Annotated in this window: 20 protein-coding genes; 8 read left to right on the forward strand and 12 right to left on the reverse strand. The window is 48.2% G+C overall.

Annotated elements, in window-relative coordinates:
* Nucleotides 1–29: 29 nt before the first annotated feature.
* From EGC76_RS05805 to EGC76_RS05815, 3 genes are all read right to left on the reverse strand, one after another.
* Nucleotides 30–1,805 carry an acyl-CoA dehydrogenase C-terminal domain-containing protein gene (locus EGC76_RS05805; RefSeq protein ID WP_128352053.1) on the reverse strand — a complete coding sequence of 592 codons (1,776 nt, stop codon included), beginning with the start codon at nt 1,803–1,805 and terminating at the stop codon, nt 30–32.
* A 79-nt stretch (nt 1,806–1,884) separates the two neighbouring features.
* Nucleotides 1,885–2,586, reverse strand: a complete 702-nt coding sequence (locus EGC76_RS05810) for a general secretion pathway protein GspB (protein WP_128352054.1) — start codon at nt 2,584–2,586, stop codon at nt 1,885–1,887.
* Nucleotides 2,586–4,046, reverse strand: coding sequence for an ExeA family protein (locus tag EGC76_RS05815; RefSeq protein ID WP_128352055.1), 1,461 nt, complete (start codon nt 4,044–4,046; stop codon nt 2,586–2,588). The genes EGC76_RS05810 and EGC76_RS05815 overlap by 1 nt, the downstream gene beginning before the upstream one ends.
* 104 nt (nt 4,047–4,150) lie before the next feature.
* Here EGC76_RS05815 and EGC76_RS12040 point away from each other — a divergent pair, with 104 nt between their 5' ends.
* Complete coding sequence (locus EGC76_RS12040) at nt 4,151–5,260, forward strand: tRNA nucleotidyltransferase/poly(A) polymerase-related protein (protein ID WP_128352056.1); 1,110 nt, start codon at nt 4,151–4,153, stop codon at nt 5,258–5,260.
* 2 nt (nt 5,261–5,262) lie between these two features.
* On the opposite strand, the gene EGC76_RS05825 is transcribed toward EGC76_RS12040, so the two are convergent.
* The 3 genes from EGC76_RS05825 to folB are packed head-to-tail and all read right to left on the reverse strand — an operon-like array spanning nt 5,263 to nt 6,952.
* Nucleotides 5,263–6,057: an undecaprenyl-diphosphate phosphatase gene (locus tag EGC76_RS05825; protein WP_128352057.1), complete on the reverse strand. Its 795-nt coding sequence runs from the start codon at nt 6,055–6,057 to the stop codon at nt 5,263–5,265.
* Nucleotides 6,054–6,602 (reverse strand): 2-amino-4-hydroxy-6-hydroxymethyldihydropteridine diphosphokinase, encoded by a 549-nt coding sequence (gene folK / locus EGC76_RS05830; protein ID WP_128352058.1) that lies wholly within the window; start codon nt 6,600–6,602, stop codon nt 6,054–6,056. Before folK ends, EGC76_RS05825 begins: the two co-directional genes overlap by 4 nt.
* The gene (gene folB / locus EGC76_RS05835) at nt 6,599–6,952 is read right to left on the reverse strand and encodes a dihydroneopterin aldolase (protein WP_128352059.1); all 354 of its coding nucleotides are present in this window, start codon (nt 6,950–6,952) and stop codon (nt 6,599–6,601) included. The genes folK and folB overlap by 4 nt, the downstream gene beginning before the upstream one ends.
* Before the next feature lie 113 nt (nt 6,953–7,065).
* Here folB and plsY point away from each other — a divergent pair, with 113 nt between their 5' ends.
* The gene (gene plsY / locus EGC76_RS05840) at nt 7,066–7,659 is read left to right on the forward strand and encodes a glycerol-3-phosphate 1-O-acyltransferase PlsY (RefSeq protein WP_128352060.1); all 594 of its coding nucleotides are present in this window, start codon (nt 7,066–7,068) and stop codon (nt 7,657–7,659) included.
* A 6-nt stretch (nt 7,660–7,665) separates the two neighbouring features.
* On the opposite strand, the gene tsaD is transcribed toward plsY, so the two are convergent.
* From tsaD to EGC76_RS05855, 3 genes are all read right to left on the reverse strand, one after another.
* Complete coding sequence (gene tsaD / locus EGC76_RS05845; protein WP_128352061.1) at nt 7,666–8,682, reverse strand: tRNA (adenosine(37)-N6)-threonylcarbamoyltransferase complex transferase subunit TsaD; 1,017 nt, start codon at nt 8,680–8,682, stop codon at nt 7,666–7,668.
* A 61-nt stretch (nt 8,683–8,743) separates the two neighbouring features.
* On the reverse strand, nt 8,744–9,859 hold the full coding sequence (locus tag EGC76_RS05850; protein ID WP_128352062.1) for a PilT/PilU family type 4a pilus ATPase: 1,116 nt from the start codon (nt 9,857–9,859) through the stop codon (nt 8,744–8,746).
* A gap of 2 nt (nt 9,860–9,861) precedes the next feature.
* The gene (locus EGC76_RS05855) at nt 9,862–10,896 is read right to left on the reverse strand and encodes a type IV pilus twitching motility protein PilT (protein ID WP_128352063.1); all 1,035 of its coding nucleotides are present in this window, start codon (nt 10,894–10,896) and stop codon (nt 9,862–9,864) included.
* Nucleotides 10,897–10,930: 34 nt separating this feature from the next.
* Between EGC76_RS05855 and EGC76_RS05860 the strand changes: the two genes are divergently transcribed.
* The 4 genes from EGC76_RS05860 to EGC76_RS05875 are packed head-to-tail and all read left to right on the forward strand — an operon-like array spanning nt 10,931 to nt 13,489.
* On the forward strand, nt 10,931–11,644 hold the full coding sequence (locus EGC76_RS05860) for a YggS family pyridoxal phosphate-dependent enzyme (RefSeq protein WP_128352064.1): 714 nt from the start codon (nt 10,931–10,933) through the stop codon (nt 11,642–11,644).
* A complete protein-coding gene (proC, locus tag EGC76_RS05865) occupies nt 11,641–12,468 on the forward strand; it encodes a pyrroline-5-carboxylate reductase (RefSeq protein ID WP_128352065.1) in 828 nt (275 codons plus the stop codon). Before EGC76_RS05860 ends, proC begins: the two co-directional genes overlap by 4 nt.
* Nucleotides 12,469–12,503: 35 nt before the next feature.
* Complete coding sequence (locus tag EGC76_RS05870) at nt 12,504–13,055, forward strand: YggT family protein (RefSeq protein ID WP_128352066.1); 552 nt, start codon at nt 12,504–12,506, stop codon at nt 13,053–13,055.
* Nucleotides 13,052–13,489 carry a DUF4426 domain-containing protein gene (locus EGC76_RS05875; RefSeq protein WP_128352067.1) on the forward strand — a complete coding sequence of 146 codons (438 nt, stop codon included), beginning with the start codon at nt 13,052–13,054 and terminating at the stop codon, nt 13,487–13,489. The genes EGC76_RS05870 and EGC76_RS05875 overlap by 4 nt, the downstream gene beginning before the upstream one ends.
* On the opposite strand, the gene EGC76_RS05880 is transcribed toward EGC76_RS05875, so the two are convergent.
* The gene (locus tag EGC76_RS05880) at nt 13,486–15,234 is read right to left on the reverse strand and encodes a potassium/proton antiporter (RefSeq protein ID WP_128352068.1); all 1,749 of its coding nucleotides are present in this window, start codon (nt 15,232–15,234) and stop codon (nt 13,486–13,488) included. The genes EGC76_RS05875 and EGC76_RS05880 overlap by 4 nt on opposite strands.
* 68 nt (nt 15,235–15,302) lie before the next feature.
* On the opposite strand from EGC76_RS05880, the gene rdgB reads away from it, so the two are divergent.
* Together rdgB and hemW are read left to right on the forward strand one after the other, a co-directional pair.
* Complete coding sequence (gene rdgB / locus EGC76_RS05885) at nt 15,303–15,902, forward strand: RdgB/HAM1 family non-canonical purine NTP pyrophosphatase (RefSeq protein WP_128352069.1); 600 nt, start codon at nt 15,303–15,305, stop codon at nt 15,900–15,902.
* The gene (hemW, locus tag EGC76_RS05890; RefSeq protein ID WP_128352070.1) at nt 15,899–17,044 is read left to right on the forward strand and encodes a radical SAM family heme chaperone HemW; all 1,146 of its coding nucleotides are present in this window, start codon (nt 15,899–15,901) and stop codon (nt 17,042–17,044) included. Before rdgB ends, hemW begins: the two co-directional genes overlap by 4 nt.
* 6 nt (nt 17,045–17,050) lie before the next feature.
* On the opposite strand, the gene trmB is transcribed toward hemW, so the two are convergent.
* Together trmB and EGC76_RS05900 are read right to left on the reverse strand one after the other, a co-directional pair.
* Nucleotides 17,051–17,767, reverse strand: a complete 717-nt coding sequence (trmB, locus tag EGC76_RS05895; protein WP_128352071.1) for a tRNA (guanosine(46)-N7)-methyltransferase TrmB — start codon at nt 17,765–17,767, stop codon at nt 17,051–17,053.
* Nucleotides 17,768–17,892: 125 nt separating this feature from the next.
* Nucleotides 17,893–18,969 carry an OmpA family protein gene (locus tag EGC76_RS05900; protein ID WP_128352072.1) on the reverse strand — a complete coding sequence of 359 codons (1,077 nt, stop codon included), beginning with the start codon at nt 18,967–18,969 and terminating at the stop codon, nt 17,893–17,895.
* Between the last annotated feature and the right edge of the window lie 92 nt (nt 18,970–19,061).

Consider the following 19,061-nt stretch of genomic DNA (forward strand, 5'->3'; position numbering starts at 1 on the left):
TTCTGTCTTAGCTATTGCAAAGTGGGCGATTAAAACTCGCCCACTTCATGCCGATACAAACTTTCACTGCCGTCTCGAATAGCCCCAACTAAACCATGAATCCGCGGTAAAATGCGGGCCATGTAGAACTTCGCTGTTTTCACCTTACTTGCCAAATAAGGACGTTCAGCCACCAACGGGTCGGCGACAACGGCCATGCGCAACCAAATATAGGCAAATGCGACATATCCCACCAAATAGAGGTATTCAACGGCAACACTGTTGATAATGTTTTCATCATCACCAACGCGGTTAAGCACTTCACCCGTGATAGTGCGCAACAGTTCTGTTGCTTCAGCAAGCTGCTTAAACTCAACCTCTAAACCAGCAAGTGGCTGATCGAGCAAATCTTGAATGTCTTGCAGCAGGGGTTGCAGTAACTCACCACGCGAACCTGCAATTTTACGTCCAAGTAAATCAAGTGCTTGAATGCCGTTGGTGCCTTCATAAATCTGTGCAATACGCGCGTCACGAACAAGCTGTTCTTGTCCCCACTCGCGAATAAAGCCATGACCGCCGAATACTTGCTGACCAATTACAGTTACTTCAAAACCCGTGTCCGTAAGAAATGCCTTGGCAACCGGCGTTAACAGCTGAACCAATGCTTCTGCGCGTGCCTTTTGCTGCGGATCTTGTGCATATTTTGCAATATCAAGTTGTTGGCCAACGTAGGTAGAAAACCCTCGCCCACCTTCAACAAAGGCTTTCATGGTCAACAGCATGCGACGCACATCACCGTGCACAATCAGTGGGTCAGCTTCTTTTTCCATCTCACTGGTTGCTTTAGCGCCACGACCTTGCAGTCGGTCTTGTGCATAGTCCAAAGCATTCTGATATGAACGCGCGGCGGCACCAAGGCCCTGAATACCAACGCCTAAACGCTCATAATTCATCATAGTGAACATTGCTGGCAAACCACGATGAGGCTCACCAACTAGCCAGCCCTTGGCACCGTCAAAGTTCAAGACGCACGTTGCTGAGGCATGAATACCCATCTTATGTTCAATAGAGCCGCAATGAACGCCATTACGTTCGCCCAACGAGCCGTCTTGTTGCACTAAGAATTTCGGTACGAGGAACAAGCTAATGCCTTTGCTACCCGCCGGTGCATCAGGTAGTTTTGCAAGTACCAAATGCACAATATTGTCGACTAAATCGTGTTCACCACCGGTAATGAATATTTTTGTACCAGTAATTGCAAAACTGCCGTCTTCGTTAGGCTCAGCCTTGGATCGGATAATACCGAGGTCCGTTCCAGCATGCGGTTCAGTGAGACACATTGAGCCGGTCCACTGGCCACTGATCATTTTTTCAAGGTAGGTTGCTTTCAAATTGTCGTCAGCGTGCTGATCAATGGTCATGATCGCGCCAGCTGTTAAGCCCGAATAGAGTGAGAAGGAAATATCGGCGGCACATAACATTTCTTCGTATTGAGCAGAAATACTTTTCGGAAGACCCATGCCTCCGAATTCCGGATTGGCGGTAACGCCAACCCAACCGCCCTCAGCAAGCTGTTTAAAGTTCTCTTTGTAACCTTTTGGCGTTGTCACGGTGCCGTTTTCGAACTTCACACCCTCTTCGTCAGCGGCACGAGCATTCGGTGCAATAAGAGTTTCAGCTAATTTGGCACCTTCATCAATAATCGCGACAGCGGTGTCCATATCTAACTCAGACAACTCCGCGAATTGTGCCCAATCTTGCTCAACTTTAAAAACATCTTGCAGCACAAACTGCATATCTTCACGAGGAACGCGATAGTCCGCCATGACAACACCTCTTAAATAACGCTGACTTCACTACGAAATCAAACAGTGGATTTAAACAGGTGTTTTAATAACAGATTAACTAGGGCTTTGTCCAGTCTTCCAAAGCGGGTTGTTGAAATGCTTGATTATTTCGTGACAGCACAACATGGGCCGGAGCTATTGTTAGTACAGTTAACCCCTGCCAACGCTCTCCCTCAAATAATCTGACACCAGCTAACTCAACCCAGCGCGCTTGCGCACGGGATGAGTATTGATGCCCGTCATAGCTAAACGAAGGTACGGTACGCTGGAAGTCCTGACTCAAGTTAGCCAAGGTAGGCACAACGCTTCGCCCTTCACCACTCTCATTAAGAGCACTCTCAAAAGCGCTCAATAATTCGGGGGAAACTTGATTTAAGTCAATGGTTTGATCGTCATCAATAACCGAATTTTCAGCCTGACGCTGCGCCGAGCTAGTTATAGTGTCACTGGGCTCCATGGCAATAATTTGCTCTGCCGTTGCTGGCTCTGATTCTGGCCACTGCGGCTCGATTACAGCTGCGATTGTTCCCAGTTGATACGATGCCTGCGGTATTGGCTCTGCAACCTCTACGGCGTTGTTTGACAGCCAATATTGAACGCCTAGCCAGCCAATGCCAGCAGCAACAACGAGGCTAACTAACAGGGTAACGATAAGCCCTATCGCCGAGGCAGGCTTACCCGCCGATTCCAACGCCACTTGAGAATGAGCCTTTAACAGCGGCGACTGTTGATTTCTGAGTGCTTTAAGTACCGACGACATCAGTTATTCTCCTGCTGAACACTGCCTTGCAACCTTGGTCCACTCGGCGTGCTTTGAGCGGTCAACCACGACAAGGTTAATGCATCAAGGTGCCCAGTTACTCGCAACCCTGCCTGTTGCTGCAGCTGTTGTAATTGCTCCGAGAAGGTCGCCTCCGGTGAGCTGCCTGAAGCCGTAAGCTGCTGTGCTAACCAGCGTTGATAAACCGATTCTGCAGTTTGCGCGTCGGCCGCAGAGTAACCCGGTGGTTGTGGCAATAACGCAATAAACTCCCCAGTCCAGTTTGATTTTGGTTGCGTGTCCACACTGTCAACAAATTGCAACTCGCCACCACCTAAATCAAGTAAGACCGGTAATTGAGGGATTAATATTTGATCAAACCGTGCGCTACCACGCACACATAACAACTCAAAGGTGCGTACCCAATCACAGAATTCAGACTCCTGTGGAGGCTTTGGTAATTGCCAGGCAGCAGCTAATGATGCAATTGGTGATTCGCCAGAACCTACTTGCTCCGCACCATTCGCTGGTGTGCTCTTCTTTTCAAGATGCCCAACATACCAAGCGGTTGTTGCACTCAACACCGCCACCAATGCGCTGGCGGCAAGTATGCGAGTAAATCGGAAACCATTTGAATGCTGACTCTTTGTTACGCCACCATCAAGCTCACGCACTGCAAGTTGAATGTGCTTAACCGACACAACAGATTGCTGATCATTGTACGCCGCCAGCAGAGCTCTATCACAAAGCAGATTCAAGCGCCGTGGTATCCCCTCACTGGCAATATGCACTTTCTTGATCGCTGCCCTGTCAAATAGGCCACGTTGCGCGCCAGCAACCTGCAATCGGTAATTAATATAGCGTTCTGAGTCAGCTAACTGCAGAGGTAACAAGTGATAGCGGGCCGTGATGCGCTGTGCAAGCTGTCGCAATTCGCGCCGACGCAACAGATCTTGCAGCTCAGGCTGGCCGATAAGAATCACCCGCAGCAGTTTTTGCTGGTTGGTTTCCAGGTTGGTTAATAATCGCAGTTGTTCAAGAACTTGTGGCTGCAAGTGCTGAGCTTCATCAATAAGAACAACACACTGTGCGTTATTAGCATGCGCTTGCAATAGAAAATGGCTGAGCTTGTCAGTGAGTTGTTTGGATGTAACTTGTCGTTTGTTGTAACGGATACCGAATTCATCACACAACGTTGCCAGTAACTCATCAGAGTTAAGCATCGGATTCAGGATGAATGCGGTTTGAGTTTGCTCGGGTAGCTGTTCTAAGAGCGCACGAGAAACCGTTGTCTTACCCGTACCAACCTCGCCGGTTAGCAAGATAAAACCGCCACTGCCTTGTAACCCATAACTCAAATGCGCCAGCGCTTCCTGATGCCGTTCACTAAGGTAAAGAAACTGCGGGTCAGGCGCTATCGAAAACGGCTCGGTGTGCAATCCAAAATAATTGAGATACATAGTAACTTCACTGAGATAGTAGCTATTTTAGCCATCAGTGTAACGACTCGCTTGCAACAGAGCCAGTGATTCGCGATCATCTTATGAAATGACAAGGAGTGAGCGTGAAAATATATTTAGTTGGCGGTGCTGTTCGTGACCAATTGCTGGGTAAACCAGTGCATGAGCGTGACTACGTGGTGGTCGGTGCTAGCGCTGAAGACATGCTGGCGCGCGGTTTTCGTCAAGTAGGTAAGGATTTCCCAGTGTTCCTGCATCCCAAAACGGGCGAAGAATACGCGCTCGCTCGCACTGAACGTAAAGATGGACAAGGCTATACTGGCTTTGCCGTGAGTGCAGATAAGACAGTGACGCTAGAAGACGACCTTTTGCGACGCGACCTCACCATCAATGCGATTGCACAAGATGATGCCGGTCAGCTCATCGACCCCTACCATGGCTTAGACGATATTAAGCAAAAAAGTTTACGCCATGTCTCGCCCGCCTTTGCTGAAGATCCATTACGGGTATTACGCGTAGCGCGTTTTGCCGCGCGTTTTGCTGAAGATGGATTTACCGTTGCCCCCGAAACGCTTGCATTAATGCAGGCTATGAGCGCTCAAGGTGAACTGAGTACGCTTGCCGCAGAACGTGTGTGGCGGGAAACCGAAAAGGCACTGACCAGTTCATCGCCACATGTCTATTGGCAAGTTTTAATTGCAGCAAACGCACTGACACCGTGGTTTGCGGAACTCACAGACACACTCAATACAAGTGATATGGCAAGCCAACTTGAACGTATTAAGAGCGAGGCGGACACCACGATTGCCTGGGCATTAACATGCCAGCGGCTTAACCATATGCAACTAACCAGCTTGCAACAGCGCTTACGGGTGCCCAATGACTACCAAGACTTAACCGGGGCAGCATTAAAAATAAACTATCAACCCCATCACGCTATTGATGCAGACTGGGCCTTTCAGGCTATTTGCCAGGCTGATGGATGGCGTCGCCCTGAAAAGCTTGCGCGTTTAGTGACATTATGGAAAGCGCTTGGCCTGCCAGCGAAAGAAGCACAACAACTACGCTTGGCATTTGAACAAGCACAGTCGGTGAAAGCCAAAGACGTTATCGCCATAGCGGCCCAAAACGGTGAGCCATTAAATGGCCCTGAAATTGGGGTGGCGGTAAGAGAAGCGCAGCGCACTGCCATGCTGAATGCATGGCAGCCATGAAACTAGATAAATAAGATAAATAAAAATGTACCGAGCGCGAGCCGATAAATGACAAACGGCAGCATACCCATACGGCTGATAACCTGCAGAAATACGTGAATACACACATAAGCGGCAACAAAGGATGTGAGCACGCCAATGATTACCGGCAACCAAGCCACAGGTTCAGCTTGCTGCACTAATTTGAGCCCTTGATAGCCACCGGCCATAATAATTATCGGTATCGATAGTAAAAAGCTGAACCGCGCCGCATCCGTTTTAGTCAGCCCAAGTAACATGCCTGCAGTCATTGTTATTCCTGAACGCGATGTGCCAGGAATCAGGGCTAATGCTTGCATTGCGCCAATTATCATCACTTGTTTAAATGTTAATTGTTCTAGCTGTTGTTGCTGAGATGCCCGAGCATCCGCAAACCAGAGCAATAAGCCAAAAACAATGGTACTGGTTGCGATGACCAACGCTGAGCGCCCAAAATTTTCGACTAAATCACTGCCGAGTAGCCCTGCTAAACCGGCCGGAATAGTGCCCCAAATAATTAGCCACGCCAAGCGGCTGTGCGCATTGTGCCGACCGCGTAAGCTAGCGACCCAGTTCACCAGTAGCTCGCCGACTTCCTGTCGAAAATATAAAACGACAGCCAACAAGGTGCCAACGTGAACTGCGACATCAAATGCTAAACCTTGATCTTCCCACCCAAACAACTGCGACGGTAAAATTAAATGGGCCGAACTCGATATCGGCAGAAACTCAGTAAAACCTTGAATTAACGCGAGAATTATAGCTTCCAATGTGCTCACGATAATGACTTCCTTGTAGATGGTTGAATAAGTTTAAGGTGTGGTAGTGCATCAAACTCGAAAGATAACGGCTCCAGCACTTGTTCGCCACGATAGTTTTGCCAGTGTTCTGCAAAGCTTTTACCTGTTTGCGGATGCCGGTTATTGGGACTAATTTCTGCTAATGGCCATAACACAAAAGCGTTGGTCAATATTTCGGCGCGTGGCAGTTGCACCGGACTCTCACTGATCAGGTCGTCATAAAGCAGAATATCGATATCTAAAGTTCTCGGACTAAATCGCGTTGCGCCATCGACATGCCCGTGTTGGCGCTCGATGTCCTTACAAATAGCACTGACCGACTCAACGCCTAAATCAGTTGTAACACTGGCAACGAGATTAAAGAAACGGTTCCCGGAAAAGCCAACGGCGTCACTTTCAAATACTCGTGACACGTACATTGGTTGGTCTGATGTCGCAAACGCATCATGTAATGCACTGATACCAGCACGGACGAAACGCTCACGATCTCGGTTACTGCCAATGCCAAACCAAACCGTGCTCACACAGCAGCCCTCACAATCTCAACCGCGGTTTGGCGCGCGTTCGCTACCGCTTGCGGCTTACCGACTTTAACTCGCACGCGTGGGCATTTGAATTCAGTTAACACCAGCGCAGCAACTTCTTCGGCTACAGTTTCGATTAAAGCACGAGGCCGTGACTGGATGAGCGCGGTCACAGCCTTACTCAATGCATCATAATCAAGCGCATCGCTTAATTTCTCGGAGCGTGCTGCTGCCTGGTTATCCCAATCCATTTCGAGATCAAGCACCAATGGCTGAGTTTGCTCATGTTCCCAGTCGTACACACCAATGTAGGCGTCAACAACCAAGCTTTCGATAAAAACTTTATCCATGCGTCGTACCGTATTAATAGAATTTCGGCGCTAAAGCGCTTATGCTATGGGTTTTGAATAGTAACGGAAAGTGGACCAGAAGCAAACGGCTTGTATGCCGGTTTAAGTGACCTATGGGTGCATTAATTTTACTTGCGATTATTTCAGCCTATCTATTCGGCTCTATTAGCAGCGCTGTGCTAATTTGCCGCTTATTCGGGCTGCCCGATCCCCGCACCTCCGGCTCAAATAATCCTGGAGCCACCAATGTCTACCGCTTAGGCGGCAAAATTCCAGCGTTGTTAACACTCTGGTTCGATGTACTCAAAGGGATGGTTCCGGTTTGGATATCGTACTTCCTTGGCATTGAACCATTTTACCTTGGCCTAATTGCCGTAGCAGCCTGCTTGGGCCATATATTTCCACTTTATTTCCATTTCCGCGGGGGCAAGGCCGTTGCGACCGCGCTCGGTGCTATGTTCCCCGTGGCATGGGAAATGGCTCTATTGCTGATTGCTACCTGGCTACTGGTATTTCGAATTAGCCGTGTATCGTCATTGGCAGCAATTGTTACGGTGAGTCTGGCACCTTTCTTTGCCTACTGGATCAAACCCCAATACACCGTGCCCGTTATTATGATTTCGGTACTGATTATGTGGCGCCATCAATCTAATATTGTGCGCTTACGTACTGGGCAAGAAAAGCGTACGACGCGACGCGAAGACTAAAGCCATTTAACCTGGCGCAGTAAGCTGCTCAAGTGGCCAACGCGGATAGGTTTTAATGTGAATGTCTGAGCGTTCACCAGCAACCAAGCGCTGCGCACCAGCATATGCAATCATGGCACCATTGTCGGTACAAAATTCAGTTCTTGGAAAGTAAACCTTGCCACCGATACTTTGGGTAAAGTCATGCAATTGCTGGCGTAAATGTTGGTTTGCACTCACTCCACCCGCTACTACCAAACGCTTTAAACCAGTTTGCTCTAATGCCCGTCGGCATTTAATCACTAAGGTATCCACTACGGCATCCTGAAATGCCCGTGCAACATTGGCGAGCGCTTGTTCGGAGCCATCCGTACTGGCTATAGTATTGGCAGCAAAGGTTTTAAGCCCACTAAAGGAAAAGTCCAAACCGGGACGGTCGGTCATTGGTCGAGGAAAACGATAAACGCCATTCTCACCATGTTCCGCCATGGCTGCCAAGCGCGGCCCTCCTGGGTAGTCCAGCCCCATGAGTTTCGCGGTTTTATCAAATGCCTCACCGGCAGCATCATCGACCGACTCACCCAACAAGGTGTATTGACCGATTCCGTCAACTTGCACCAGTTGAGTATGCCCACCAGACACTAACAACGCCACAAACGGGAATTGCGGTGGTTGGTCTTCCAGCATTGGTGCCAATAAATGACCTTCCATATGATGCACCGCTATGGCTGGAACATTCCAACCCAAGGCTAAACTGCGGCCAATGCAAGAACCAACCAGCAAAGCACCAACGAGTCCTGGCCCAGCGGTATAGGCAACGCCGTCTATATCGGAGGATTTCAGATTGGCCTGAGTCAGTGCTGCTTGAATTAAAGGCAAGGTTTTACGAACGTGATCACGTGACGCCAATTCTGGGACAACACCGCCGTAATCAGCGTGCAACTTCACTTGGGAGTATAGCTGGTGTGCCAGCAATCCGTGCTCGGTATCGTAAATAGCGATGCCCGTTTCATCACAGGATGTTTCTATTCCTAGCACACGCATGAAAGCCCTCGAAATTCAGGTTAAAAAACGGCGCACAGTTTAACCCAAATTTCCTGCGAAGTCAGTCAAGATCGACTGTTGCACCCTGTAACGCGCTGTCATCGTCACTGGCGTTACTGTCGCCACTAAGTTTAATCCGCAAGCGCAGGTCATTCGGCGCATCGGCATGACGTAACGTTTCTTCGTAACTGATACGCCCAGCTTTGTACAAATCAAATAGGGCTTGGTCAAAAGTTTGCATACCAAGCTCGCGCGATTTAGCCATAATTTCCTTTATTTCACCCATGTCATTGGTTGCTATTTTTTCCGCAACAATTGGGCTATTTAGTAGAATCTCAATGGCTGCCACGCGCCCACCATCAATGGTCGGAACTAACTGTTGTGCGACAATTCCACGAAGGTTTAATGACAAATCAAACATTAATTTGCCAATTTTTTCCTTCGGCACCATATGCATGATCCGTTCGATGGCTTGGTTCGCGTTATTGGCGTGTAAGGTTGCAACACACAAGTGACCCGTTTCAGCAAAAGTAAGTGCATACTCCATGGTTTCCTGTGAGCGAATTTCACCGACCAAAATTACATCTGGAGCCTGACGCAGTGAACTCTTCAGCGCAGCCTCAAATGATTCAGTATCAGCGCCCACTTCGCGCTGCGTGACCATTGACTTGCCGTGGTCATGAACGAATTCTACCGGGTCTTCAATGGTTAGAATGTGTCCTTTCGAGTGGTGGTTACGGTAGCCGATTAAAGCCGCGAGCGTTGTTGACTTACCCGTGCCCGTTCCACCAACAACCAACATCAAACCACGTTTATTCATGATTAACTTGGTCAGTACTTCCGGTAATTTTAATTCTTCAACGGTCGGAATGTCGGTAACAATACGGCGAACAACCATACCTGCACGCTGGCGCTGCCAAAATGCACTCACCCGAAAGCGACCGATGCCTTCACGAAAGATAGCGAAGTTAGATTCTTTATCTTCCATAAATTCTTTAAGATGTTTTTCGCCAAGCGCTTCTTTTACAATGCCTAAAGCTGCATTATCGCTAAGCTTTTGCTCACTAAGCGGTAGCAATTCACCATTTATTTTGGCGCTTGGTGGTAAGCCCGCTGAGATAAACAAGTCAGAGCTGTTACGCTCGACCATTATTTTCAACAGTTTGTCTAAAACCATAATTAGAAACTATCCTTATTGGCCGATTTCGCCTTAGCATCAGCGCGTGACACCAGCCCTTGATTCAACAAGTTCTGCAAGCACTGATCAAGTGTTTGCATACCGTGCGCTGCGCCGGTTTGTATTGAAGAATACATCTGCGCGATTTTATCTTCGCGAATCAGGTTCTTGATTGCCGACGTTGCAATCATGATTTCATGCGCTGCGACACGGCCACCACCCACCTTCTTCAAGAGTGTTTGTGAAATAACAGCACGTAGAGATTCAGACAACATAGAACGAATCATCGGCTTTTCATCGCCAGGGAACACATCAACAATACGGTCGATGGTTTTCGGTGCCGAGGTTGTGTGCAACGTACCAAATACTAAATGGCCAGTTTCCGCGGCCGTCATTGCAAGGCGGATGGTTTCTAAGTCACGCATCTCACCTACCAGAATAACATCAGGGTCTTCACGTAACGCCGAACGTAACGCATTACTAAAACTATGCGTGTCGCGATGAACCTCACGTTGGTTAATCAGGCTGCGTTTGTTTTTGTGCACGAATTCTATTGGGTCTTCAATGGTGAGAATGTGGTGATACTTATTTTCATTCACATAATCAATCATTGCCGCCAAGGTGGTCGATTTACCAGAACCTGTCGGGCCGGTTACCAAAACGAGCCCACGGGGATTATCAGAAATATTTTTGAATATCTCAGGGGCACCTAACTGTTCAAGTGTCAAAACATCGCTAGGAATGGTACGAAAAACCGCACCAGCACCTCGGTTTTGCACAAATGCGTTAACACGAAAGCGTGCTAAATCAGGAACTTCAAATGAAAAATCGCACTCAAGGTTTTGTTCATATTCCTTGCGCTGGCGGTCATTCATAATGTCATAGACCAGTTCCTGCACCTCTTTGTGACTCAGTGCTGGGATATTTATTTTACGAACGTCACCGTCTACCCGTATCATAGGAGGCGAATCTGCGGATAAATGTAAGTCGGACGATTTATGTTTAACAGAGAAACTGAGTAGCTCAGTGATATCCATATAACAGCCTCTTGTAAGTGAGTTTTAGCCATTGATGAATAGCATAGCTGAACGCATAAAAGAAGTCCGTAATGAAATTGCTCAGGTGTGTAGCGCCCATAAGCGCAGTGCTCATAGCGTGCAATTAATCGCGGTGAGCAAAACAAAACCCGCGGCAGACATTGTCGCAGCCTACAATGCTGGACAACGAGACTTCGGCGAAAACTATGTCCAAGAAGCTATTGCAAAAATTGTGCAATTGTCTGATTACCCCATTACGTGGCACTTTATTGGTCCCATTCAATCGAACAAGACCCGTGATATCGCACAACATTTTGATTGGGTGCACAGCATCGATCGAGAAAAAATAGCACGCCGACTGGCGCAGCAACGTTCCGATGAACTTGCCCCGCTTAACGTATTAATTCAAATTAATATCGACGATGAAACGTCAAAAGCGGGCGTAGCGCCAGCACAAATGCTTGAGCTCGCGGCTGTTATCTCAGAATTACCGCAGCTGCGTTTACGTGGGCTGATGACGATACCTACTGCTCAAACTGATCCGTCTGCCACTTCTGAAAGTTTTGCCGCCATGCAGCGGTTGTTTTCTGAGTTAAAAGCCCAATATCAACAAGTAGATACATTATCAATGGGGATGAGTGCCGACTGGCCGTACGCTGTTGCGCAAGGCGCGACCATGATTCGTATTGGCACGTCGTTATTCGGCGCTCGGCTGCCCAAAAATGAACAAACAGGAGACCTTACATGACGACATCGCCTCGTAAAATAGCATTTATCGGTGCGGGAAATATGACGCAAAGCATTGTTGGCGGCATGGTCAAAAGTGGCTACCCCAGCGATCTCATTTACGTGAGCAACCCAAGCCCAGCAAAATTAGAGAAGATGCGCGATACGTTGCATGTACACACCAGCCAAGATAATGCTGAAGTAGCTAACGCTGCTGACGTTATTGTGCTTTCCGTAAAACCACAGTTAATGGCCGATGTTTGCGCTGCCCTAACCGAGCAGGTTGCCAACTTAAGTGAAAAACTCATTGTGACTATCGCTGCAGGTATTCGCATTGAAAAGTACCGTCAATATCTTGGCAATTCAATTCGTATGATTCGCGTTATGCCAAATACACCGTCACTTGTCGGTAAAGGAATGTCTGGATTAGTCGCTGATGACAGGGTTAATGACGATGACAAAGCCTATATTACTGAAGCATTTGATGGCGTTGGCGCAACTTTATGGGTCGCAAATGAAGATGAGCTTGATATTCTAGGTGCCGTAGCGGGCAGTGGTCCTGCATATTTCTTTGAATTTATGGCCAGCTTGCAAAAAGCTGCTACCGCGCTAGGCTTTGACCGAGAGAAAGCCCGTCTTATGGTACAACAAACTGCGTTGGGCGCAGCTGAAATGGCTATAGCAAGCGAATTGGAGCTGGAAGACTTACGTAAACAAGTGACCAGTAAAGGCGGATCAACGGCCAAAGGTGTTGAAGTCTATCAAGGCGCAGACATTGACGATATCTCTGCGAGAGCAGTGAAAGCTGCCGTGAAACGCAATCAAGAAATGGCGGAACTGTTTTAACTGACTGTTTTTAATTAACTATTTAGAGAGCCACTATGGATGCTTTTCGGTTTTTGGTTGAAATTGTATTCGACCTGTTTTTAATCGTTGTCTTGTTGCGTGTGTGGATGCAAGCAGCGCGTGCTGACTTTTTTAATCCAATGAGCCAGTTTGTGGTTAAAATGACCAACCCTTTAGTGCAACCAATGCGGCGCCTATTGCCGATGGTAGGCAACTGGGACATCGCAACGCTCTTACTCGCTTACCTTGTCGGCATCGGCAAAATACTCGTGCTATCCAGCATGAGTGCTGGCATGACGCCGATGGTCACAGATACCCTGATGATGGGCTTGGCCGTGGTGTTATTTCAGTTTTTGTCGCTGCTGTTCTGGCTGACCATTATTATGGCCATCATGAGCTGGTTTAATCGCGGGTATCATCCGATGATGGCTATTTTAGGCCAGTTAACCGAACCCTTTTTAGCGCCAATAAGGCGAATTATTCCGCCGATTGGTGGGCTTGACCTTTCTGTGCTAGTTCTTATTGTAGCGATTCAATTCGCTCGGATTTTACTCAATAATCTACTTAGTTTAGGTATGGGGCTATGAAACACGCACTTGTTGGGGCTTTAACCATTATCAGCATGCTTCTTATGCCGGGCACTGCGTTAGCCGAGCAAAGTAAGCGCCTCGGCCCGTGGGAAGTGCACTACAATGCCTTCAACTCAACCTTGTTGCGGCCAGAAATGGCTCAGCAATACCAGTTGTCGCGCAGCGAAACTTTAGCCACCGTCAATATTTCAGTGCTGGATGCAGCAACCGCTGGCAAGCCAGCTCAGCAAGTTACCTTAAGTGGCTATGTAATGAATCCACTAAGCCAACAGCAGCGGCTCGAGTTTCGTGAGGTAATTGAAGGTGACGCCGTTTATTATTTAGCGCAGACGCGCTTTTCCAATTTAGAAACCTTGCGTTTTTTCATTACAATTAAGCAAGGCGATGAAACGCACGAATTGCGTTTTCATAAGGAGTTTTGGGTCAACTAACGGCTGCTCTTTTCTTCGAGCAGCTTTACACCCACTTGACGGATGTACCCTTCATCGGTCACTTCGCGCACTGTGAGCCGCACCGAGCCCAATTGAAGATGATCACCGACCACCACGCGTCGGTGAAACTTCTGGGTGAAATAAGCGTGCAAGGACATATTCATAATCCCCGAATCCAATTCTCCAACGGGATAGAAACCTGCCACCTCTTGTATTAGCAAATCACCACGTAGACTAAAGTCACCAAAGAACTGACTGGTTTGCAGTTCGGTTTGCTTACCGCCGGCTGCCAGGACTCGGCTAATAGCGTCAACATGCTCCAGCTTGGCGACAACCAATACCGTGTCACCTTCACAGAGGCGCGGCTTGCTCATCGGTAACAGCCACTCGCCCCGGCGAATTACACCAACAAATTCAACTGCAACGTCCCAACGTAATTCATTCCAGTAATGATCGCAGGCCGGCGAGCGTTCTGTAACCTGATAAGCCCAAAGCTCCATAGGATCGTTACTGCCAACCCTATCTAATGGCATACGCCTGTCAGGTTCAGCTGGTGCCGGCACTTCCAGGCCTAACCAACGCGCCATCGGGGCTAAAGACCATCCTTGTACAATAAGGGACACCATAACCACCATAAACGCGATATCAAAATACAATTCTTCGTTCGGAACACCCGTTAGCCAAGGGTACAGAGCTAAGATAATAGGCACAGCACCGCGCAACCCTACCCAGCTAATAAATACTTGCTCACGCCACGGAAAGGAAAAAGGAATCAAACTGGTAATAACCGCCAGCGGCCGCGCAACGAAAATCATCAGTACGGCAACCGAGAGTGACAATGCCCAGTGTTCAACTAAGTGCGATGGGGTAACCAGCAATCCGAGTATCAGGAACATCATAATCTGGCTTAGCCACGCTAAACCATCTTGTACCTGCAAAATGTGGGGTAACTGCGGCAAGCGAGAATTACCGATTTTATACCCCATCAAATACACCGCGAGATAGCCACTTCCACCTATTCCACTGGTGATAGAGAAAATAACGACCGCCGTCGCAGCGGCCAATAATGGAAAGAACGAAAATTGCACCGATATTTTTTGTGCCATCCAGACAAAAAAGCGGCCGCCAACCCAACCAGCAAGATAGCCCAGCGCAAGTTGCTGGAGAATATCAACCGTCATCCAGCCCCAAGAAAAACTCTCAGTAGCCGCAATCATCGAGGTTAGCGTCATGGTGAGAATAATGGCCATGGGGTCGTTGGTGCCTGACTCAATTTCTAATGTTGAGGCTACCCGTTGTTTTATTTTTAAATTTTGAGATTGGAAGATACTGAAAACCGCGGCCGCATCGGTTGAACTCAGAATTGCGCCAATTAATAACGCCGTTGGCCACGGCAAATCGAACAACCACACAACACCTGCTGCAGTTATTGCGCAGGTAAGCGCGACCCCAACGGTTGCTAAGCTAATTGCGGGCAATAGTGCAACGCGAAAGCGCTCTTTGTGCGTGCGCATACCGCCATCAAAAAGAATAATAACGAGTGCTAATGAGCCAATGAAAAATGCCAATTCTGGATTACTAAACTCAATGCCAAGCAAGCCCTCTTCGCCCGCTAACATACCGACGATCAAGAAGGTTAGTAGCAGCGGTGCGCCAAGTCGATTCGACACAACAGCGGCTAAAATGCTGATAAGCAACAGCGAGCCCATTAAAAGCATGATTCCAGTAATGCTGGTCAAAAACATCTCTCCTTGGTGACATAGCCAATGCCCCGTATAATAACAGGCAAATATCAAAAACGGGTGAAAACTTCATGCACGAATTAGTCTTAGCGACCGGCAACAAAGGTAAAGTTTCTGAGTTAGAAGGGTTACTTACCCCGCTGGGGTGGCATGTGCGTCCACAGTCTGAGTGGTCGTTTGAAGAAGCAGAAGAAACGGGGTTAACCTTCGTTGAGAATGCGATTCTAAAAGCTCGTCACGCTGCCGCACACACCGGCTTACCCGCTTTGGCTGATGACTCTGGCCTTGCTGTTAATGCTTTGAACGGCGCACCTGGAATTTACTCAGCGCGCTATGCCGGCTCCGGCTGCAGTGATGCGGATAACGTCGAAAAACTGCTTACTGCCATGGCCGGAATTCCCGATGCGCAGCGCCAGGCAAGTTTTCATTGTGTTCTGGCCTACCTGCGTGAGCCGAATGACCCAACCCCTATTATCTGCCATGGTCGCTGGGACGGCTATATTGCGCAAGCGCCACAGGGGAATCAGGGCTTCGGCTACGACCCAGTTTTCTGGGTTCCAAGCGAGCATTGCAGTGCCGCGCAGTTGTCGCGTGAACAAAAACAAGCGTTAAGTCACCGTGGACAGGCGCTCAAGCAGTTGGTGGAAATGCTTCAACAGGCTAGCCAATGAGTCAATTACAACTTCCACCACTTTCCTTATACGTTCATGTGCCTTGGTGTATTCAAAAATGCCCATACTGCGATTTTAATTCGCATGCTCTCAAGCACGACATTCCTGAAACGGAATATGTCGGCCGTTTGCTCGATGATCTTCGCGCCGACTTGAGCTGGGTTCAAAACCGAAAATTAACGAGTATATTTATCGGCGGCGGTACTCCGAGCCTATTTTCAGCCGCAAGCATTGCCAAACTGCTGGATGGTATAGGCAAACTTATCCCGCTTAGTCCTAATTGTGAAATCACGCTTGAGGCCAATCCGGGCGCCTTTGAAACCGAGCGCTTTTCTGGGTTTGTTGATGCTGGTGTGACACGTCTTTCCATTGGCGTACAAAGCCTGCAAAACGAGCAGCTGAAGGCTTTGGGGCGTATACATGGCCCCGAGCAAGCTCAGCAAGCTGCTGCACACGCAGCCAAACTGCCATTGAAAAGCTTTAACCTTGATTTAATGCACGGATTACCCGGGCAAACAATTGAGCAAGCTATGGCTGATTTAGACGGGATTATAGCTCTGGCCCCACCCCATATTTCTTGGTATCAATTAACCATTGAGCCGAATACGGCTTTCGCTAGTCGGCCCCCGAAGTTACCCGAAGATGATATTTTGTGGGACATTCAAGAACTCGGCCACGCGAAATTAGCTGCAGCTGGCTACCAGCAATACGAAGTGAGTGCTTACGCAAAACCTCAGCATCAAAGTCAGCACAACCGAAATTATTGGACCTTTGGCGACTATTTAGGAATAGGCTGTGGGGCTCACAGTAAAATCACCCTGCCCGCAGAAAATAAAATCATTCGATGTGAGAAGATAAAGCATCCTCAAGGCTATTTAGATCTGACTAAACCACTTCGCTATCGGCAGTGGGATGTGGCTACGGAAGAGTTAACCTTTGAGTTCTTTATGAACTATTTTAGGCTTTATGAACCTGTTTCTAAATTGGAATTTGAAGCTCGAACCGGCCTGCCCAAATCTGAGGCTGACCGCCTGCTGCAACAAGCAATTGAAAAGAACTTAGTTCTCGATAACGGCGATGCCTGGGAAACCACAAGCCTAGGTCGCCGTTACCTGAACTCCGTATTGGATATGCTTATCTAGCACCAGTTAGGCGATACGCTCGAACTTCAGGTCCCATACGCCATGTCCAAGCCGCTCGCCTCGTTGTTCGAATTTGGTTAGCGGGCGTTCTTCTGGACGAGGCACGTAGGTATTGTCCGCTGCGAGGTTGCGCCATTTTGGTGCAGCCTGCATCACCTCAAGCATATGCTCGGCATAATTTTGCCAGTCTGTTGCTAAGTGCAACACACCACCGATAGCCAGTTTTTTTCGCAATAAGTCAACGAACTCGGGCTGTATCAAGCGGCGCTTATGATGACGTTTTTTATGCCATGGATCTGGGAAAAACACTTGCACCGTGGCCAAGCTTCCGTCCGCAATACAGTCTGCCAGAACCTCAACGGCATCATGCTCGTAAACCCGTAAGTTGCTGACCTCTGCCTCTTCGGCTTCTAGCAAACAAGCACCGACACCCGGCCGATGAACCTCAATACCGATAAAGTTTTTCTCGGGTGCGGCCTTAGCCATGGCAACCAACGAACGCCCCATACCGAAGCCGATTTCCAATACGGTGGGTGCCTCACGACCAAATACCTCGGTCAAGTTCAGTAAACCTTGACTGTGGGTCAGCCCCATCGTTGGCCAGCTTCGTTCTAGCGCTGCAGCTTGGCCCTTGGTTAACCGCCCTTCGCGCTTAACAAAGCTACGCACTTTGCGTATGTATTTACCCTCAGCTTGGGCTTTTTCAAGATTATCGGAGCTCATGCGGCCTCTATTTGGTTACGCGACTTAGGTTAGTTATACAATTTAAATTTTTGCCGCGCTCATTATGCAAAAAGGCGCACCAAACGCAAGTTTGGCACGCCTTTTATATTCTAGCTACTGGCAGGTTAGTCTTGAACTGGAACCTGTTTAGTAACTGACATAACAGCTTCGATCCGACGGTTCTTCGCACGGTTTTCAGCTGAGTCATTCGGGTACTTCGGACGGCTTTCGCCGTAACCAACGGTGGTTACACGAGCAGCTGCAATACCGAAATCGTTGATTAAGCTGTCGCCGACAGCATTAGCACGACGATCGGACAATTGCTGGTTATAGGTTGCCGCACCGCTATCATCGGTGTGCCCTTCAATAACCACGTCAAGTTGCGGATATTCTTTTAAGAATTCTGCAGTATCACGAATGTCTGACGTTTGTGCAGAAGAAATCTCGGCTGAGTTCAATGCAAAGGTAACTGTTAATTCACGGGTTACCGTTTCATTTTCATACATAACACAACCATCTGCATCAACCTTGAAGCCGGCCTGAGTGTTTGGACACTTGTCTTTATCGTCCATCACACCATCGCCGTCAGAGTCTTTCGCTACTGGGGCTGCAGGTTGTGGCTCTGGAGCAGGTGCTGGCTCAGGCTTGGTGTAAGTCGGTTCTTGGCTACCACCAAAATAATAGCGCAGCCCGGTCATGAACATAAATTCAGTCAAATCACCATCATTCTGCTGCACAGCACCTTCTAAGGTAAGCGCCCAATTATCGTTTATATACTGCTTATAACCAGCACCTACACGCACAAATTGGTTGCTGGTATCACTAAATTCTGTTGAGTTGATACCAATCGAGCCAAATACATTGGGTGAAAAGTTGTAAATGATATCCATACCAAAGGCAGCGCCACTTGAACTATCGTTCGAGGTTTCTAAGTCACCACGTAAATAATCGTAGTAAACTCGGTAACCCCATTCAGGAGTGAACTGGTAACCACCTTCAATGCCGCCAAAGAAACTGTCAAAGCCACCACCAAACGATTGAACTTGGTTGTTTTCAATGACGCGACGGTCTGAGTCTGTTCCGAATAAGCCAATTCTTGGCCCAATATAGATGCTACCTGCCTCATCACCCGAGAAAGCCATTGCTGGCGCCGCAACAATCGCCGAAAGTACTGCTGCAGATACTATTGATAACCGTTTCATGAGATGCTCCTTTTATGTTCTCATAGGTCAATTTCAAATTGTTGGGTTTATTATAGGGTAAAATGGAAAAAAATGCCTGTAATGACACAACT

The organism is Pseudidiomarina gelatinasegens (assembly GCF_004025325.1).
Lineage (GTDB): Bacteria > Pseudomonadota > Gammaproteobacteria > Enterobacterales > Alteromonadaceae > Pseudidiomarina > Pseudidiomarina gelatinasegens.